This is a genomic window from Candidatus Thiothrix putei, assembly GCA_029972225.1.
GTDB classification, from domain to species: Bacteria; Pseudomonadota; Gammaproteobacteria; order Thiotrichales; family Thiotrichaceae; genus Thiothrix; species Thiothrix putei.
In genome coordinates, this window is the sequence record CP124756.1 from 1785325 (window position 1) to 1800889 (window position 15565).

The 15565-nt window shown below is 52.6% G+C and carries 20 protein-coding genes and 1 CRISPR repeat array (1 of these 21 cut by a window edge); of the genes, 10 read left to right on the plus strand and 10 right to left on the minus strand.

Annotation, left to right across the window (positions count from 1 at the left end; translation table 11 throughout):
* Positions 1–108: a CRISPR direct-repeat array (repeat unit 28 nt; unit sequence ATTAACCGCCGTATTGGTGGCTTAGAAA); it begins 520 nt to the left of the window's first position.
* A 333-nt stretch (positions 109–441) separates the two neighbouring features.
* The 6 genes from QJT81_09200 (at position 442) to lysS (ending at position 5379) form a co-directional block, all read left to right on the plus strand.
* Positions 442–636, plus strand: coding sequence for a hypothetical protein (locus tag QJT81_09200; GenBank protein WGZ96127.1), 195 nt, complete (start codon positions 442–444; stop codon positions 634–636).
* A gap of 59 nt (positions 637–695) precedes the next feature.
* The gene (locus tag QJT81_09205; GenBank protein ID WGZ96128.1) at positions 696–884 is read left to right on the plus strand and encodes a hypothetical protein; all 189 of its coding nucleotides are present in this window, start codon (positions 696–698) and stop codon (positions 882–884) included.
* 191 nt (positions 885–1075) lie between these two features.
* Positions 1076–1318, plus strand: coding sequence for a hypothetical protein (locus QJT81_09210; protein WGZ96129.1), 243 nt, complete (start codon positions 1076–1078; stop codon positions 1316–1318).
* A 216-nt stretch (positions 1319–1534) separates the two neighbouring features.
* Complete coding sequence (locus QJT81_09215) at positions 1535–2656, plus strand: ISAs1 family transposase (GenBank protein WGZ96130.1); 1122 nt, start codon at positions 1535–1537, stop codon at positions 2654–2656.
* Between the two features lie 108 nt (positions 2657–2764).
* Positions 2765–3860, plus strand: a protein-coding gene (gene prfB / locus QJT81_09220) for a peptide chain release factor 2 (GenBank protein ID WGZ96131.1) whose coding sequence is annotated in 2 segments (ribosomal slippage) — positions 2765–2836 and positions 2838–3860 — 1095 coding nt in all. Because the reading frame shifts where the segments join, the coding sequence is not laid out codon by codon here.
* A 13-nt stretch (positions 3861–3873) separates the two neighbouring features.
* Positions 3874–5379: a lysine--tRNA ligase gene (gene lysS / locus QJT81_09225; GenBank protein WGZ96132.1), complete on the plus strand. Its 1506-nt coding sequence runs from the start codon at positions 3874–3876 to the stop codon at positions 5377–5379.
* A 118-nt stretch (positions 5380–5497) separates the two neighbouring features.
* Here the strand turns inward: lysS and QJT81_09230 are convergent, their stop codons facing one another.
* From QJT81_09230 to QJT81_09275, 10 genes are all read right to left on the minus strand, one after another.
* The gene (locus tag QJT81_09230) at positions 5498–6040 is read right to left on the minus strand and encodes a potassium transporter TrkG (protein ID WGZ96133.1); all 543 of its coding nucleotides are present in this window, start codon (positions 6038–6040) and stop codon (positions 5498–5500) included.
* A gap of 110 nt (positions 6041–6150) precedes the next feature.
* Entirely contained in the window at positions 6151–6654 is a 504-nt protein-coding gene (locus QJT81_09235) for a potassium transporter TrkG (GenBank protein WGZ96134.1), read from the minus strand.
* Positions 6605–7546: an ISAzo13 family transposase gene (locus QJT81_09240; GenBank protein ID WGZ96135.1), complete on the minus strand. Its 942-nt coding sequence runs from the start codon at positions 7544–7546 to the stop codon at positions 6605–6607. The genes QJT81_09235 and QJT81_09240 overlap by 50 nt, the downstream gene beginning before the upstream one ends.
* A 17-nt stretch (positions 7547–7563) precedes the next feature.
* Complete coding sequence (locus QJT81_09245; protein WGZ96136.1) at positions 7564–7836, minus strand: hypothetical protein; 273 nt, start codon at positions 7834–7836, stop codon at positions 7564–7566.
* A 48-nt stretch (positions 7837–7884) separates the two neighbouring features.
* A complete protein-coding gene (locus QJT81_09250; GenBank protein WGZ96137.1) occupies positions 7885–8931 on the minus strand; it encodes a potassium transporter TrkG in 1047 nt (348 codons plus the stop codon).
* A complete protein-coding gene (locus QJT81_09255) occupies positions 8925–9626 on the minus strand; it encodes a response regulator (GenBank protein WGZ96138.1) in 702 nt (233 codons plus the stop codon). Before QJT81_09255 ends, QJT81_09250 begins: the two co-directional genes overlap by 7 nt.
* Positions 9626–10663, minus strand: coding sequence for a DUF4118 domain-containing protein (locus tag QJT81_09260; protein WGZ96139.1), 1038 nt, complete (start codon positions 10661–10663; stop codon positions 9626–9628). The genes QJT81_09255 and QJT81_09260 overlap by 1 nt, the downstream gene beginning before the upstream one ends.
* A 127-nt stretch (positions 10664–10790) precedes the next feature.
* Entirely contained in the window at positions 10791–11237 is a 447-nt protein-coding gene (locus tag QJT81_09265; GenBank protein ID WGZ96140.1) for an ArsI/CadI family heavy metal resistance metalloenzyme, read from the minus strand.
* 20 nt (positions 11238–11257) lie between these two features.
* On the minus strand, positions 11258–12322 hold the full coding sequence (arsB, locus tag QJT81_09270; GenBank protein WGZ96141.1) for an ACR3 family arsenite efflux transporter: 1065 nt from the start codon (positions 12320–12322) through the stop codon (positions 11258–11260).
* Between the two features lie 4 nt (positions 12323–12326).
* A complete protein-coding gene (locus tag QJT81_09275; protein ID WGZ96142.1) occupies positions 12327–12833 on the minus strand; it encodes an arsenate reductase ArsC in 507 nt (168 codons plus the stop codon).
* A gap of 107 nt (positions 12834–12940) precedes the next feature.
* Between QJT81_09275 and QJT81_09280 the strand changes: the two genes are divergently transcribed.
* The 4 genes from QJT81_09280 to QJT81_09295 all read left to right on the plus strand — a co-directional run bounded on the left by QJT81_09280 (position 12941) and on the right by QJT81_09295 (position 15563).
* Positions 12941–13219, plus strand: a complete 279-nt coding sequence (locus QJT81_09280) for a hypothetical protein (GenBank protein WGZ96143.1) — start codon at positions 12941–12943, stop codon at positions 13217–13219.
* A 17-nt stretch (positions 13220–13236) separates the two neighbouring features.
* Positions 13237–13638 (plus strand): MBL fold metallo-hydrolase, encoded by a 402-nt coding sequence (locus QJT81_09285; protein WGZ96144.1) that lies wholly within the window; start codon positions 13237–13239, stop codon positions 13636–13638.
* Positions 13639–13716: 78 nt separating this feature from the next.
* A complete protein-coding gene (locus tag QJT81_09290) occupies positions 13717–14031 on the plus strand; it encodes a hypothetical protein (GenBank protein ID WGZ96145.1) in 315 nt (104 codons plus the stop codon).
* A 95-nt stretch (positions 14032–14126) separates the two neighbouring features.
* Complete coding sequence (locus QJT81_09295) at positions 14127–15563, plus strand: HlyD family efflux transporter periplasmic adaptor subunit (protein ID WGZ96146.1); 1437 nt, start codon at positions 14127–14129, stop codon at positions 15561–15563.
* Positions 15564–15565: the final 2 nt, after the last annotated feature.

Genomic DNA, 15565 nt, shown 5'->3' on the forward strand with positions numbered 1-15565 from the left:
CCCACGGCGCAATCAATCAGATTAACCGCCGTATTGGTGGCTTAGAAAATCAAGCGCAGGCGCACCCCGCCGTGGTTACAATTAACCGCCGTATTGGTGGCTTAGAAATCTTGGGTGTACTCCAGCAGAATGCGCTTGATCAGCGCGGGGTAGTCTGTGGGTGAGCGGTGCTTGGCACGCAATTTCTCCCGAATTTGGCGTTTCAGCGAATCAGTCGGCACGGGCGCAAGGCTGCCATTTCCAAACAAATCTTGCCCTAAACGGTAGGGCGTGCGGTTATCCACTGCCGTTTCCAGCATGTGCTGCTCTTCTGGTGGAAGTTGTACAGAAATCGTCATGGTCGTTACACCGTTATTCACGAGATAACAAAAGCGTAGCAGTAAAACCCGAATTCCTAAAGCAGCTATAATAGGCGTGTTACCTGTTTGCTAGGAGACAAACATGCCCAAAGGGATCTCAGCAGAAGAGCAAAATCAGTTCGACATGTTGCTGAAAGATACACAAGGTTTACAAGATCAAAATGCCGCCGCTTGGTATGAAAACTACTGCAAACGTCATGCAAACAACCCGCGTACTACCGATTTGACCGACGAAGACGTGAACAGATTGGCGCACGAGCTTCGTTTAATTCCTTGACCCGTCTACCACTTCACCTTTTAGCCTGCCCCTGTTCCAATCAACAACAGGAGTACATTATGCCAAACCCCAACATGACCAAAACCCAGTGGGTCGAGCTGTTCCGTGAAACCGGCTTGGACGAGGCGACCATGCGCCAGTGGCATCGCTTGTTTGAGCAGCGTCACCCGGCGCAGCATCAGGCGTTTCTGGAATGGCTGCAAATCCCGGCGGAGGAGGTCGCGCAAATCCGCCAACATTCACGCTGATAAGGGAGGTTGCGGATGTACACCATCGGTCAACTGGCGAAACGTTTCGGCCTGTCACGCAGCAATCACCGAGTGATCTTGCCTCTATGGGCAACCGAGCCATACCGGTCATTCACGACACTTATTTTCTACTGAATACGTGCGTGAAGATGCCATTGAAAACTCCCCATCCAGATTGGAGAAACACAGCAATGAAATACATCAAAAAAACAACATGGCTGCCGGTTCTTTGCTTGGCATTGTCCAGCAGCGTGTGGGCGGATGACGCGAGTGATGCCATTGAAAAGGCGGCAGCACTGTACAAGGAAGGCCAAACCCAGCAAGCCATCACCCAACTGGAATTTTCAGCAACCCCATGTTTGGTGCTGCATCCCAGGGCGGCAAGGTACAAATGGTCAATGGCCAGCAAGCCATTCTCAAAGACGACGGCCTGATGATGGTGGTAGAAAATACCTTCATGGTGCAGATCAATGCCGAAAAGGGGATGGAGGCTGATGTAATCGCCTATGCTTCTGCGATTGACCTGAAAAAATTGTCCAGCTTCAAGTAAGGATTTGAAACAGGATGCTCATGTTCATATCAGGGCAATCGCTTGAAAGTTTGGTTGCAAAACATGCATAAATAAGGTTTTTCCCGAAAGGACAAAACCGATGCCGAACTTGCCGTCCAGCGCTATCAGCCGCCTACTGGAACAGTTGTCAGTTTTAGAAGACCCACGCCAGCAAGCCAAAGTTCTCTACCCCCTACCTGAAATCCTATTGCTGGGTTTGGCAGGCAGCTTAGCAGGGGCAGACGATGTGGTGGAAATGGTGCGCTGGGCAAAGCTAAACGCGGATTTCCTGCGCCGCTATTATCCCTATGCACGGGGCTTTCCCAGCCATGACACGGTGAGTGACGTGTTCAACGCGCTGAATGCTAAGCTGTTTTCGGAACTGTTTATCCGTTGGACAAACAGCCTGTCCGCAGGGGAGGCTGACCTATTGAACATTGACGGCAAAACCTCACGGCGCAGTGGTGGCAACGGGCAGAACCCTCTGCACCTGGTGTCAGCGTGGGCAAACCAGCAAAATCTAGTGCTGGGGCAGGAAGCCACCGACCAGAAATCCAATGAAATCACTGCCATCCCCGCCTTGCTACGCAAGCTCGACATTGAAGGCTGCTTGATCACCATTGATGCGATGGGGACACAAAAGGCCATCGCCAAGCAAATCGTGGAAGCAGGCGGTGATTACCTACTGGCAGTCAAAGACAATCAGAAAACGTTAGCAGAAGACATCGCCCTGTTTTTCGAAAAGCCGCCTGCCGGTTATGTGCTGGATGAAGACACCCAGGTGGAAAAAGACCACGGGCGGCTCGAAACCCGCCGTTGCCGCATTTGCACCGATGTTGCTTGGTTGGAACAACGGCAGGAATGGGCAGGACTTGCCAGCATCATCTGTATCGAGTCCTGGGTCGAAAAAGCAGGAAAATCCACCTATTCCATCCGCCACTACATCTGTTCACTGGCGATGATCGCCAAGGCCGCACAATATGCCGTCCGCTCCCACTGGGCAATCGAAAACAAGTTGCATTGGGTGCTGGATGTCCTGATGCGGGAAGATTTGGCGAGAAACCGTAGCAACCATGGCGCACATAATCTCGCCATCCTGCGCCACATGGGTACTAACCTGCTGCGCAATGACAAAACCAACAAACATAGCCTCAAAGTCCGTCGTAAACAGGCAGGGTGGTCAACTGACTATCTGGCACAACTGCTGGAGCAAGTCATGTAAGTAAGGCGATTATTCAAGCGATTGCCCTGATGTTCATATCTGATCCGCTTTGATTCTACCCCCATGATTGCTATCATGGGCGGCTTTTCCCTGTGTTAGCGAAATATCATGGAACTCAACCCCACCTATACCAAAATCAAAGATCTCCAAGGGCGCGTGGGCGCTCTGAGGGGGTATCTTTGACTACGAAACCAAACACGAACGTCTAGAAGAAGTTACCCGCGAACTCGAAGACCCCAAAGTCTGGGATAACCCGCAGCGGGCGCAAGACTTAGGCAAAGAACGCGCTGTCCTCGAAGGCATTGTCGGTGGTATTGACAAGATCAGTTCTGGTCTTAGCGATGCGAAAGAATTGCTCGAACTTGCCGAAATGGAAGACGACGAAGACAGTGCGGAAGCCGTTATCGCCGATGTCGAGAGCCTCGAAAAGCACGTTGCCCAGCTCGAATTTGAACGCATGTTCTCCGGGCCGATGGATCGCAACAATGCCTTCCTCGACATCCAAGCCGGTTCGGGCGGTACTGAAGCGCAAGACTGGGCAGAAATCCTATTGCGCATGTATTTGCGTTGGGGTGAAGCCAAAGGTTTCAAAGTCGAATTGCTCGAAGCCAGCCCCGGTGACGTGGCAGGTATCAAAGGCGCGAGTGTCAGCTTTGAAGGCCCTTACGCTTTCGGCTGGTTGCGCACCGAAACGGGCGTACATCGCTTGGTACGCAAGTCGCCCTTCGACTCTGGCAACCGTCGCCACACCTCCTTCAGCGGCGTATTCGTGTCACCGGAAGTCGATGACAATATCGAAATCGACATCAACCCTGCGGATTTGCGCATTGACGTATACCGCGCTTCCGGTGCGGGTGGTCAGCACATCAACAAAACCGAATCGGCGGTGCGGATTACCCATACGCCCACCAATACGGTAGTGCAATGCCAGAGCGGGCGTTCCCAGCACCAGAACAAAGACAACGCCATGAAGCAATTGCGTGCCAAACTCTATGAGCAGGAAATGCTCAAGCGCAATGCGGATAAGCAAGCGTTGGAAGACAGCAAATCCGACATTGGTTGGGGCAGTCAGATTCGTTCCTATGTTCTCGACCAGTCGCGCATCAAGGATTTGCGCACGGGTGTGGAAACGGCGAATACTCAAGCAGTATTGGACGGCGATCTGGATAAATTTATTGAAGCAAGCCTGAAAAGTGGCTTGTGAGAGCGAGAATGTTATGAGCGAACATGAAACCCATCACGACCATCACGATGAAAACAAACTGATCACGCAACGCCGCGATAAGCTGGCGAAGCTGCGTGAGCAAGGCAATGCTTTTCCGAACGACGTGGTGCGTGAACACAAAGCTGCTGATTTGCACAAAGAATACGGCGAACACGACAAGGAATGGTTTGAGGAACATGCGATTCCGGTGACAGTAGCCGGGCGCATGATGCTCCAGCGTGTCATGGGCAAGGCGAGTTTTGCGACGATTTCCGATGTGTCGGGGCGCATCCAGTTATATACCCAGAAGAATGTGTTGGGTGATGAGGTGTTTGACGATTATTGCCATTGGGATTTGGGCGACATTATCTGGGCTTCCGGGATGTTGTTTAAGACCAAGACTGGCGAGTTGTCAGTCAAGGTGCATGACATCCGCTTGCTGACCAAATCGTTGCGCCCGTTGCCGGAAAAATTCCACGGCTTAACGGATCATGAGCAGCGCTACCGTCAGCGTTATATTGATCTGATCATGAACCACGATACGCGGGATGCGTTCATGATGCGTTCCAAAATTGTCAGTTATATCCGCAATTTCTTTATGCAGCGCGATTATCTGGAAGTCGAAACGCCGATGTTGCAAGTGATTCCGGGTGGTGCGGTGGCACGTCCGTTTATCACGCACCATAACGCGCTGGATTTGCCGATGTATTTGCGGATTGCGCCGGAATTGTTCCTCAAGCGCTTGGTGGTCGGTGGTTTTGAACGCGTGTTTGAAATCAACCGCAACTTCCGCAACGAAGGGCTTTCCACACGGCATAACCCTGAATTCACCATGATCGAATTCTATCAGGCGTATGCGACTTACCACGATTTGATGGATTTGACCGAGGCGTTGATGCGCGGCATTGCCAACGATGTCGTCGGTAGCAATGAAATTACCTATCAGGGCGAAACCTTCGATTTCGACAAGCCGTTTGCGCGGATGAGCGTGCGCAGTTCGATTTTACACTTTAACCCGGAATTGTCTGCTGAGCAGATTGATACCCTGGAAGGGGCGATGGAGGTTGCGTGTAAATTGGGTATTCCGCTCAAAGACAGCTACGGTTTGGGTAAGGTACAAATTGAGATTTTCGAAAAAACGGTCGAACATCGCTTGATGCAGCCAACGTTTATTACCGAATATCCCGCAGAAGTCTCACCGCTGGCACGGCGTAATGATGCTAATCCATTCATCACTGACCGTTTCGAGTTTTTTGTCGGTGGGCGTGAAATTGGCAATGGCTTCTCCGAATTGAATGATGCGGAAGATCAAGCGGAACGTTTCATGCAGCAGGTGGCGGATAAAGACGCTGGTGATGATGAGGCGATGCACTTTGATGCAGATTACATCCGTGCGCTGGAATACGGGATGCCACCGACAGCGGGTGAGGGGATTGGGATTGATCGGTTGGTGATGTTGTTTACGGATGCGCCGTCAATCCGTGACGTGATACTTTTTCCGCACATGCGACCGGAATAAGTGCCACATCACTGCTGGCTTGGTAGCGTATTCCTATCAATATAAAAAACCAGCACTGGGTTTGAAAACCTCAGCACTGGTAGTGATCTGAGTCGGGGGAGTTTATCCCAAACTCAGGTTACTTAAGGTGCGGCGGATATGGCAATAAAGTCGTAATGATTAGATTAACCCCCCAATCACTCACATAAGGGATTAGACCATTAGCATTCAGGGCGAACCCCGCATTGTTGAACGCCGAAATGGTATAAAAGAAGGCTTCCCAACTCGCTTGCCGCCACCCTAAGCTTGACTGCCAGGTGAGTGTTAACAAGATAAAACCCACGGCTTCAATCAACAGTGAATAAATCAGCACCGCTTTAGCCGTTTGCATCACTTTATCCAGACTGGTTTGGTTGAATGCCTCCTGTGCCACCCGTTGCTGGATAAAACTGATTTTCGTACCCAGCATAATCGCGCCGACCACCGCAAAGGTCATAAAACCCAAGCCACCGACTTGGATCAGCAAGGCAATGACCACTTGCCCAAACAGGGTAAAGTGCGTGCCGGTATCCACCACCACTAGCCCGGTAACGGTCACGGCTGAGGTCGCGGTAAACACTGCATCTAACCAAGCGGTCGGTACATGGCTGGCAATCGGCAGTTTGAGCAATACACTACCCAAAGTTATGTCTTAGCGTAACGGCTTGCACACTATAGCAATCGCAGTGCCAAAGCGCCCTAAGCCAATCACCAAAAATCGTTCCACAGTTCACTCCTGATCCTATTAATCATTCAATAACGCCAGAACGCAGGTAACAACAACGCAAACACGGTCAGGTATTCCAGCCGCCCGATAATCATGGCGGCGGAAAGCATCCAGATCCCCGCATCGCTGACCGGTTGGAAATTACTGCCGACTACGCCAAACCCCGGCCCCAGCACATTGATACAGGCGGCAACGGCGGTAAACGCTGACCATGCATCCAATCCCGTCAGCATCAGCAGCAAGGTGAATACCACGCCATTGAGCGCAGTAAAAAATAGAAAAGCCATCACTGCATTGAGTACCGCGTTATCGACGACTGCGCCGTTGTAATGAATCGGAATCACCGCATGAGGATGCAACGCCAACTGGATTTGCCGCCGAAACATTTTAAACGCCACAATATCGCGAATGACTTTATTGCCCCCTGCCGTCGAACCCGCACATCCACCTAAGGAACTGTCCCGAAATAACTTCCCGAAATCAGGGGGACTGAGGGACAGCGGAGTAGTTCCATTTTGGCAGGAAGTCATCGAACTGGATGGTCATGTTATCCTTGAACGCTTGGGTATACTTGCGCCCGGTTTCAAAAACTTTACTGATGATGCGGACAGCGACCTTCAAGCCAGTGGTGGTTTCCGTTTTTGCCATGTAGTGTTTGGCGGTTTCGACCGTTTCCAACGGCACACCCCGGCAGGCACGGGTCACATGGGGGAACAGTCGGTGTTCAATCGGGTTGTATTTGGAGCAATAGGGCGGGTAGTGGGCGATGCGTATTGTCAGGTTCAGGCTGTCCGCCAATGCCTGCAAGTCTTGCTTGAACAGGTACGCAGAGGAACTGTTGCTGCCACCACCGTCACATAAGACCAACAGCTCGTCAGCTTCGGGGTAGTTGGGTTTCCCTTGCTCACGCCACCATAAGCCAAGGCTTTCGCAGGCAAACTCGGTGGTGTCGTGGCTGGTGTTCAGGTGCAGTGCCGCTTCGTTGCGGGCAAGGTCGTAGATGCCGTGGGGGATCACCTGACCATTGCCATAGCTGGGGAAGTCATGGTCATTGACCTCCGTGGGTTCGACGGCATCCGTTACCCCTTCACGGTAAAAGTTGCCCAGCAGTTCCTTCTTTTTGGTGTCAATGCTGATCACGGGTTTGCCTGCTTGCAGGTAGGTTTGTTTGAGTTGGGCAATCTTTTCAAACTGGGCATTACGGTCAGCGTGTTGCCCCATGGTGCGTTTCTTCTGGGGCTTGCGGCGGCGGTAGCCGTGCTCCCGTAATAGGCGCGACACCACGTTTTTCCCAGCCGATGTCCCCAATGCCTGCATCCGCCGGGCAATCTGCCGACGTGACAGGTTCGTCCATTTCACCGCCTCCCGCATGGGGTCGCCTGCCGTATGATCCTTTAAAACTTGGCGAAAATGCTCATCCAATTGCAGGTGCGTAGCGTTCAGCCGTTTGCGCCCGCCCCTTTTTTTCGCTGCCTTACGGTGGGCAAGCCATCTTCCGATTCCAACTCCGTCAACCCGTGGCGGATGGTTTTGGGGTCACAGTCCAATAACCGGGAAATGTAGTCCTGCCCCCCGTGCCCAAGCCGGACGGCTTCCACGGCGGCGTAGCGGCGGCGGTCACGCTCATTGAGCGATTGGTAGAACCGCTGCATTTGTTTTTCTATGGCTGATGGGTAAACATCCATTGGCTCATCCTCGGTGTTGATTGGCATTACAAGGGGCTATCTTCCCCCTTTCGCTGTTAGCAGAAAAGAGGGAAGTTATTTCGGGACAGTTCCTAAATACGCCACGGTTACGAGAAACAAATCCGTCCCCGGCGGCCAACTGCTCAAATCTGCTGCGCCAAATCCGGTACTGGTAATAAACGACACCACATGAAAAAATGCAAAACTGACGGATTCGCCGATGCCATAACGCTCTTGTGCAAACAGCCAAACAGCCAAGCCTAATGATAAAAACACTACCATGAGCACAAAGACACGCGCTTCCTCATTGTGCCAATACACCTTGAAACGTCCGGTATTCAAAAAGCCAAAATGCAAGGCAAAGCTCACTGCCCCCAAGATCATGAAAACATTGCTGACGCCCAACAACCAATGGCTTTCGTAAAACCACATGCTGCTATCGTGCGTGGAAAACCCGCCAGTTGAAACGGTGGTAAAGCTATGCGCCAGCGCATCGTAAAACGTCATACCACCCCAGTAATACGCCAAGACGCACAGCAACGTGATCAGTAAATACACCAGCCACAAGTAATGCGAGGTATGCGCAATACGCGGGGTCAGCTTGTCATCTTTGACCGGCCCTGGGGTTTCTGCCCGCAATAAACGCATTCCCCCCACATTCAACATCGGTAACACTGCCACCACGAAAATCACCACCCCCAAGCCGCCCATCCATTGCAAGAATTGGCGGTAAAGCAAAAAGCTTGGTGGCATACTGTCCAAGCCCACCAAAATGGTTGCCCCAGTCGTGGTGAGGGCGCTAATCGACTCGAATACCGCATCGGTGAAGCTCACTTCCACAATCAACATGATCGGCAATGCTCCCAAAATGCCGGTTATAATCCAGGTCAAGGTGGCAAATAACAAAGCATCGCGGTACGACACGGTATTCAAACGACGTTTCCATGCCAGTGCTACCAATAACAACGGCAACATAATCATGGGGATAGCCGATTCCATAAATAACACCGCCACCCCATCGTCAAACACCCAGCGGGATAACAGCCCAAAGCACAATTGCACCACGCCCATCCACAGCACCGGCACGGACAGCAGCAGCAGGGTATTCGCCAGATTTAACATAACGGTAAGGGGATAAACCGATAGCCAATGCCCGGCTCGGTTAAAATATAAGTTGGGTCATCGGCATTATCCTGAAGCTTTTTCCGCAACTGGCTGACAAAAATGCGCAGGTAATGGGTATCTTCCACATGGCTTTTACCCCAGATGCTGGTGAGCAACTGTTGCTGCGTAATCAAACGCCCCGGATGCCGCGCCAACATCACCAGCAAGGCAAATTCCTTGCGGGATAAGGTCAGCAATTGCGCTTTATGCCACACCTGATGGTTGGGAATATCAATTTCCAAATCGTTGAAAACCAGCCGTGCCGGGGTGGTTTCCTCGTTGCTGTTCTCTTTTAAATCGCGCAATAATACCCGCACCCGCGCAATCAGTTCGCGAATCCCAAACGGTTTGCTCAAATAATCGTTCGCGCCGCCTTCCAGCAATTTGACCTTTTCCTCTTCGGCATCGCGGGCGGTGAGTACCAATACCGGCAAATTGCTCCAGGAACGCAAGGTTTGTAAGACCTTGAAACCGTCTTCATCCGGCAAGCCCAAATCGAGGATCACCAGATCAGGGCTTTCCAGCGCAATCATGTCGATACCTTGGCGGGCAGTGCTGGCTTCCAAATACGCAAACCCTTCCGCCTGCAAGGAAATGCGCATGAAACGCCGGATTTGCACTTCATCATCAATGAGCAAAATACGCTGTTGCATTAGGCTTGTTCCTCTGGGACGGCAGGTAGGCGGATGCGTACACCAAACGGTGCATCCGGTGCAGTAGTGGGCAGCATGTCGATGTGACCTTGATGCGCATGAATAATCCCAGCGGCAACCGTCAAGCCCAAACCCGTGCCGCCTTCGCCGCTATCCCCGCTGCGGGTGGAATAAAACGATTCAAACACTTTGTGGCGCAAGGTTTCCGGTATGCCAGCACCGTAATCCGTCACGGTGATTTCTACCCAAGGGGCAGCAAAGCGCAGTTTGAGAATGACGGCAGTGCGGGAATATTTCAGGGCGTTGTCGACGAGGTTATACAGGGCTTGTGCCAGCAAGGATTCGCGCACCTTGACTTCGGGCAGGGGTGGCAGTACGTCGAGCCGCACTCTGGGGTTGTCCACCCGTTTCAGCACCTGTTGCACAATCGGCATGAGCGGCTGAATTGTGGTGGTGAAATTCATTGCGCCGTGTTGAATTTTGGTGGCTTGCAGCACGTTTTCGATGTAATGGTGCAACCGGTGGCTTTCTTCCAACGCGCCGTTGATTAATTCATCCAGCTCTGCGGCAGGCAGCCGCTCGCGGTAGGCTTGCAAGGTACTCAATGTGCCGATAATGCTGGCGAGTGGGGTACGCAGATCGTGGGAAACCGAGAGCAGAATGCTGGAACGCAGGCGGGTATGTTGCAATTCCGCCTGTTGCCGCCGGTACAACATTGCCAGTTGGCTGGTCAGCAGCGCAATCACCATGAATACCAGCATACTCACCGTGTCTTCCACCTCGTGCATGTGCAGGGTGTAACGTGGTTCGGTGAAAAAGTAATTGAACGCCAGTGCGCCAAATACCCCAGCGAGGATTGCGGAGGCACGTTGCCCGACAAACGCCACGACGCCCACACCCAGTTGCAAAATGAGCAACACACCCAAGCGCGGCAAAAACCAGCTTCCCAATAACAGGGAAACCAGCAACGCCAATAGCATGATCAACAAGGCAGCCAGATAATGGTACTTTTCTAACGCCTTAAATACGCTTTGCATCAACGACACCGGTGATTAACTCGTGGCTTAGGCTAGAGCGTGGGGGCGTAAAAAGACAATAGTGCTGTGCGGCAATGGCGTAAAATTTACGTAAAGAAACTGAAAACTCAGATGTGTGCTGTATATTTCAACAGCATGTTGACTTCTTCACACTATCCAGCGGAACGCAACAATCCACGGATGTATCAGCACGGTCTACCCCAAACTCTTGGAGTTCGCCCATTGTTTGGTAGTGTTCCCACGCAAAACCGGCGGGGTCGACTGTCCAGTGCTTGTCGCTTTTGGCATAGCAACACGCGGTTTCCCCCTGATCCAGCACCGCATCACCCGCAGCCATTTGCGCCCGCTGTTTCAACTCCTGCAATTCCGCCGCGTCTTCTGCCTGAAAACCGAAATGGTTTACCCCCAGTGTGTGACCACGTGCGGAAATGGCAAAGTTTACCCGTGGGTCTTCCAACATCCATTTGGTGTAATCGCTGCGCTCGACACTGGGCGTTTGCCCAAACAGCTTGTTGTAAAAGCCGATGCTTTGTGCCAGATCATCGACCGATAAATGCACATGAAAACGTTTCATCCAAAATTCTCCTCTACTGATTAACGACCGGCTTCATACCAGCCACGAGTACGGTTGACGATCGCAACCACCGACAGCATAACCGGTACTTCCACCAATACGCCCACCACCGTTGCCAATGCCGCACCGGAATTGAAACCGAACAGCACAATCGCGGTCGCCACCGCCAGTTCAAAGAAATTGCTGGAGCCGATCAATGCTGATGGCGCTGCCACACAATGCGCCACACCAAATTGGCGGTTAAGCCAATACGCCAGCATTGAATTGAAATACACTTGGATCAGGATCGGGATTGCCAGCAACAGAATGATTAGCGGTTGTTCCAGCAGTTGTTGCCCCTGAAACCCAAACAACAATACCAGAGTTGCCAATAATGCCAGCAGGGAAAGGGGTTGTAAGGTTTGCAGTGTTGCCGTCAGTTTGCCGGTTGCGAGTAGCCATTGGCGCAACGCTTGGCTGATCACAACCGGCATCACGATATAAATCACCACCGATAGCAGCAAGGTATCCCAAGGTACGCTGATGGCTGAAATTCCCAGCAACAAGCCGACCAGCGGGGCAAAGGCGAAGATCATGATAAGGTCATTCAATGCCACTTGCGACAGGGTGAAATGCGGCTCGCCATCTGACAGGTTGCTCCACACAAATACCATCGCGGTACACGGTGCGGCTGCCAGCAGGATTAGCCCTGCAATATAGCTATCGAGTTGTTCCGCAGGCAGCCAGTCGGCAAACAACACGCGGATAAACAGCCAGCCCAGCAACGCCATCGAAAACGGCTTTACCAGCCAGTTGATGAACAGCGTAACGCCAATGCCTTTCCAGTGCTGGCTGACTTCATGCAAGGCACGGAAGTCAATTTTCAGCAACATCGGAATGATCATCAGCCAAATCAGCAGCGCCACTGGCAAGTTGACTTGGGCGACTTCCATTTGCCCAATCCCTTGGAACACATCAGGAATCAGGCTGCCCAGTGCGATACCCACCAGAATGCACAGCAGTACCCACAGGCTCAGGTAGCGTTCAAACAGACCCATTGGCGCACCGGCGGAGCGTTTGACAGTGACTTCACATTGGGCGCTCATACCGTTAAGCCTCCTTTACCGCTGACAAGGTGGTATTGCCAATCTCATGCAGGTGTTGTTGCAATGTCAGCTCATCCAGCGCGTGGAGGGGCAGATTGACGAAGATGTCAATGCGGTTGTGAAGCTGGCGATAGGCTTCGCGGAATGCTGCCAGACGGGTCAGATCATCGCCGCTTACTTCTGCCGGATCCGGTACACCCCAGTGCGCGGTCATTGGTTGACCCGCCCATACCGGACACATTTCCGCCGCCGCTTTGTCACACACCGTGAACACGAAATCGAGTTTGGGGGCATCCGGTGTGGAAAATTCTGCCCAGTCTTTGCTACGCAAATCAGCGGTTTCATAATTCAGGCGTTGAAGTAAACTAGTCGTTAGTGGGTTGACTTCGCCGGGTGGGTGGCTGCCCGCGCTGTATGCCTTGAACTTACCAATCCCCAGACGATTGAGGATGACTTCCGCCATAATGCTGCGGGCGGAGTTGCCGGTGCAAAGGAACAGAACGTTGTACATGGTATGCCTCTTGCTGATATGGAAAAGAAGTATATAATATTCGCAAAATCAAATATATGAAATGGTGCATGTTTTGTGTCATAGAATATTCATTTAAGGATTCCACCATGTTAAGAAAACTCGTGTCAGGGCTCATCGGCTTGCTGCTATTAGCCGCGCCATTCGCTCACACTTTTGAACCCACCACCCAAAAAGTCACCGACAACGTGTACGCCATCATCGGTGAACTCGACCAACGCAGTGCCGACAACCAAGGGTTGAATAACACCACTGGCTTTATTATCACCGCCGACGGGGTACGCTTGTCCAGCGCGATTGGCGGCAAGCCCGAAGACCTGCAAGTGGAATACGCCAGCGAAACCTTTGAGGGCGATGAAAAACCCTAACCATCGGTGGCGTGGAAATGTCCTTGCGTTACCTCGGCGATGCGGTGCTGTGGTTGCCCAAGGAAAAGCTGGTATTCACGGGCGATATGGTATTCAACGAGCGGATGCTGGGCGTATTGCCGGAAATTTCCAAAGTAAAAGACTGGCAAGCAACTTTCAAGAAAATGGCGGAACTCAAGCCCGAACACGTCATTGCGGGGCATGGTGCACCCAGCGATTTGGCTGCCGCGCAGAAAAATACCGGCGATTACCTCGATTGGCTGGTAACGGAGGTCGGCAAGTCGCTAGAGGCGATGGAAGATTTGGGCGATGCGGTTAAACGCTTGTCAGCGGATGATAAGTTCAGCTTCCTCAAACTGTCCAAAGACTTGCATGGGCGCAATGTGCATCAGACGTACTTGCAGCTAGAGGCGGAGTAATGTCTGGACGGGGCATTTGCCTATACTTGAGACTTTTGCTATGTTTGAACCGAAATCATACAGGTATTTACTAATCGTATGCGCAAGCACATTGTCACATTCCTCATCTTGCTGATGGCTGCCCTGCCGGTCTGGTCAGCGTCGATGGTGTGTCATCATGTACCAACAATGCAAGCCACCGACCATCGCTGCTGTCTTGAGATGCAAAAACAGCAGTCGGCACAAGTTTCCGCTGATACTTGCCATTGCGACCAACTCCAGCACGCACAGTTTGTCCTGAGCTTGCCAATGCTGCCTGCCGTTGTACCGCCAAACGGTTTCATCCCGCAAGTTTTCTCCCCACAGGTATTGCCAGAAGCTGCTGACGTACCCTACCGCCCACCGATTGCCTGAACTGTAGGTCGGACTTCAGTCCGACATCCCCCCGCAACCCATTGCAACATTTTTGTCGGGCTAAAGCCCGACCTACAGTATTGGACATAAAAGTCATGAAAAAACAGATGGTTGCCGTATTAAGCGGCGGCTTGCTCATGGGTATGGCAAGCCTCCCCTTGGCTGTATTTGCCCACGGTGGCGAAGACCACAGCCACGATGACGCGCCCCCTGCGCCCATTATCGCCCCCAATAACAGCGGCATACGCTGGGAATTACAATCGCCCGACGTGGAACTGCTCGGCGCACTCCACGACGGCAAATTGACCCTGTATGCCAGCCATTTCCGCGATAACACCCCGATTTCCAATGCCAACATCGAGCTGGAAAGCAAGGGGCAAAAGCTGCTGCTGCAAACCGATGCCAACGGCATAGGTGAAACCGATGCAGCATGGTTGCAACAAGCGGACAAACGCGAATTGCTGGCAACCGTGCAAGCCAAGGGCGTCAACGATTTGCTGGTGGGCAAACTGGCGTTTAGCAATGGCACAGCACAAGCCACCCGCTTGACCGATGGCAGCGTGTTCATGCCGCAAGCGTCCCAACAAATACTTGGCTTACACACCACGGCCAGCAAACCGCAAACCGTTGCCCAACGTGTCACCTTAAACGGCGTGGTGGTAACTGACCCGAACGCCAGTGCCGTGATTCAACCGCCGCTGAGCGGGCGCTTGCTTGCACCGGAAAACGGCTTCCCCAGCATTGGCAGCAGGGTCAAAAAAGGTCAAACCCTCGCTATCCTCGAACCCGCCGCCAGCAATACCGACAAGGGCGACCAGCAAGACAAAATCGCTGAAGTACGCTCCGAACTGGCATTAGCAGAGAAAAACGCCGCACGACTGACTAGCATTGCAGGCGTTATTCCACAAATGGAAGTCGATGCCGCCCGCAACACCGCCGACACCCTCAATGCCCGCCTTAAAGCCCTGCAAAGCCACCTTGCGCAACAGCCACAACCGCTGCTTGCCCCACTATCCGGCATTATCAGCAGTGCCAGGGTAGTGTTAGGGCAACAAGCCAACGCAGGCGATGTCCTGTTTGAAATCATTGACCCGACACAGTTACAAGTCGAAGCCCTCGCCTACGACGCAACGGTAGCGGCACAAATCACCGGTGCAACCACCACCCTCAATGGCAAAACCCTGACACTGGACTTCATCGGCAGCAGCCAACAACTGCGCAACCAAGCCCTGCCCCTACGTTTTAAGGTGGAAGCGAGAGGAGAATCTCCCCTCACCGTCGGGCAACCGCTCAAACTCGCCGTGCAAACCCGCACCAGCATTCAAGGCACGCCCTTACCCGCCAGCAGCGTGGTCAACAATAACCAGCAACAGCCAACCGTGTGGGTAAAAACCGCCGCCGAACGCTTCACCCCCCACACCGTCAAGCTGCAAACGCTGGATGCCGATACCGTAATCATTACCGAAGGCTTGCCGAACAGCAGTATCCGCGCCGTCACCAGCAGCGCGGTCTTGCTGTCGCAAGTGCGCTAGGG

Excerpts from the sequence above, each read along its gene's own strand:
- QJT81_09200 (WGZ96127.1), top strand. The coding sequence starts at position 442 with ATGCCCAAAGGGATCTCAGCAGAAGAGCAAAATCAGTTCGACATGTTG.
- QJT81_09205 (WGZ96128.1), top strand. The coding sequence starts at position 696 with ATGCCAAACCCCAACATGACCAAAACCCAGTGGGTCGAGCTGTTCCGT.
- QJT81_09210 (WGZ96129.1), top strand. The coding sequence starts at position 1,076 with ATGAAATACATCAAAAAAACAACATGGCTGCCGGTTCTTTGCTTGGCA.
- QJT81_09215 (WGZ96130.1), top strand. The coding sequence starts at position 1,535 with ATGCCGAACTTGCCGTCCAGCGCTATCAGCCGCCTACTGGAACAGTTG.
- lysS (WGZ96132.1), top strand. The coding sequence starts at position 3,874 with ATGAGCGAACATGAAACCCATCACGACCATCACGATGAAAACAAACTG.
- QJT81_09235 (WGZ96134.1), bottom strand. The coding sequence starts at position 6,654 with ATGACTTCCTGCCAAAATGGAACTACTCCGCTGTCCCTCAGTCCCCCT.
- QJT81_09245 (WGZ96136.1), bottom strand. The coding sequence starts at position 7,836 with ATGCCAATCAACACCGAGGATGAGCCAATGGATGTTTACCCATCAGCC.
- QJT81_09250 (WGZ96137.1), bottom strand. The coding sequence starts at position 8,931 with ATGTTAAATCTGGCGAATACCCTGCTGCTGCTGTCCGTGCCGGTGCTG.
- QJT81_09255 (WGZ96138.1), bottom strand. The coding sequence starts at position 9,626 with ATGCAACAGCGTATTTTGCTCATTGATGATGAAGTGCAAATCCGGCGT.
- QJT81_09260 (WGZ96139.1), bottom strand. The coding sequence starts at position 10,663 with ATGCAAAGCGTATTTAAGGCGTTAGAAAAGTACCATTATCTGGCTGCC.
- QJT81_09265 (WGZ96140.1), bottom strand. The coding sequence starts at position 11,237 with ATGAAACGTTTTCATGTGCATTTATCGGTCGATGATCTGGCACAAAGC.
- arsB (WGZ96141.1), bottom strand. The coding sequence starts at position 12,322 with ATGAGCGCCCAATGTGAAGTCACTGTCAAACGCTCCGCCGGTGCGCCA.
- QJT81_09275 (WGZ96142.1), bottom strand. The coding sequence starts at position 12,833 with ATGTACAACGTTCTGTTCCTTTGCACCGGCAACTCCGCCCGCAGCATT.
- QJT81_09280 (WGZ96143.1), top strand. The coding sequence starts at position 12,941 with ATGTTAAGAAAACTCGTGTCAGGGCTCATCGGCTTGCTGCTATTAGCC.
- QJT81_09285 (WGZ96144.1), top strand. The coding sequence starts at position 13,237 with ATGTCCTTGCGTTACCTCGGCGATGCGGTGCTGTGGTTGCCCAAGGAA.
- QJT81_09290 (WGZ96145.1), top strand. The coding sequence starts at position 13,717 with ATGCGCAAGCACATTGTCACATTCCTCATCTTGCTGATGGCTGCCCTG.
- QJT81_09295 (WGZ96146.1), top strand. The coding sequence starts at position 14,127 with ATGAAAAAACAGATGGTTGCCGTATTAAGCGGCGGCTTGCTCATGGGT.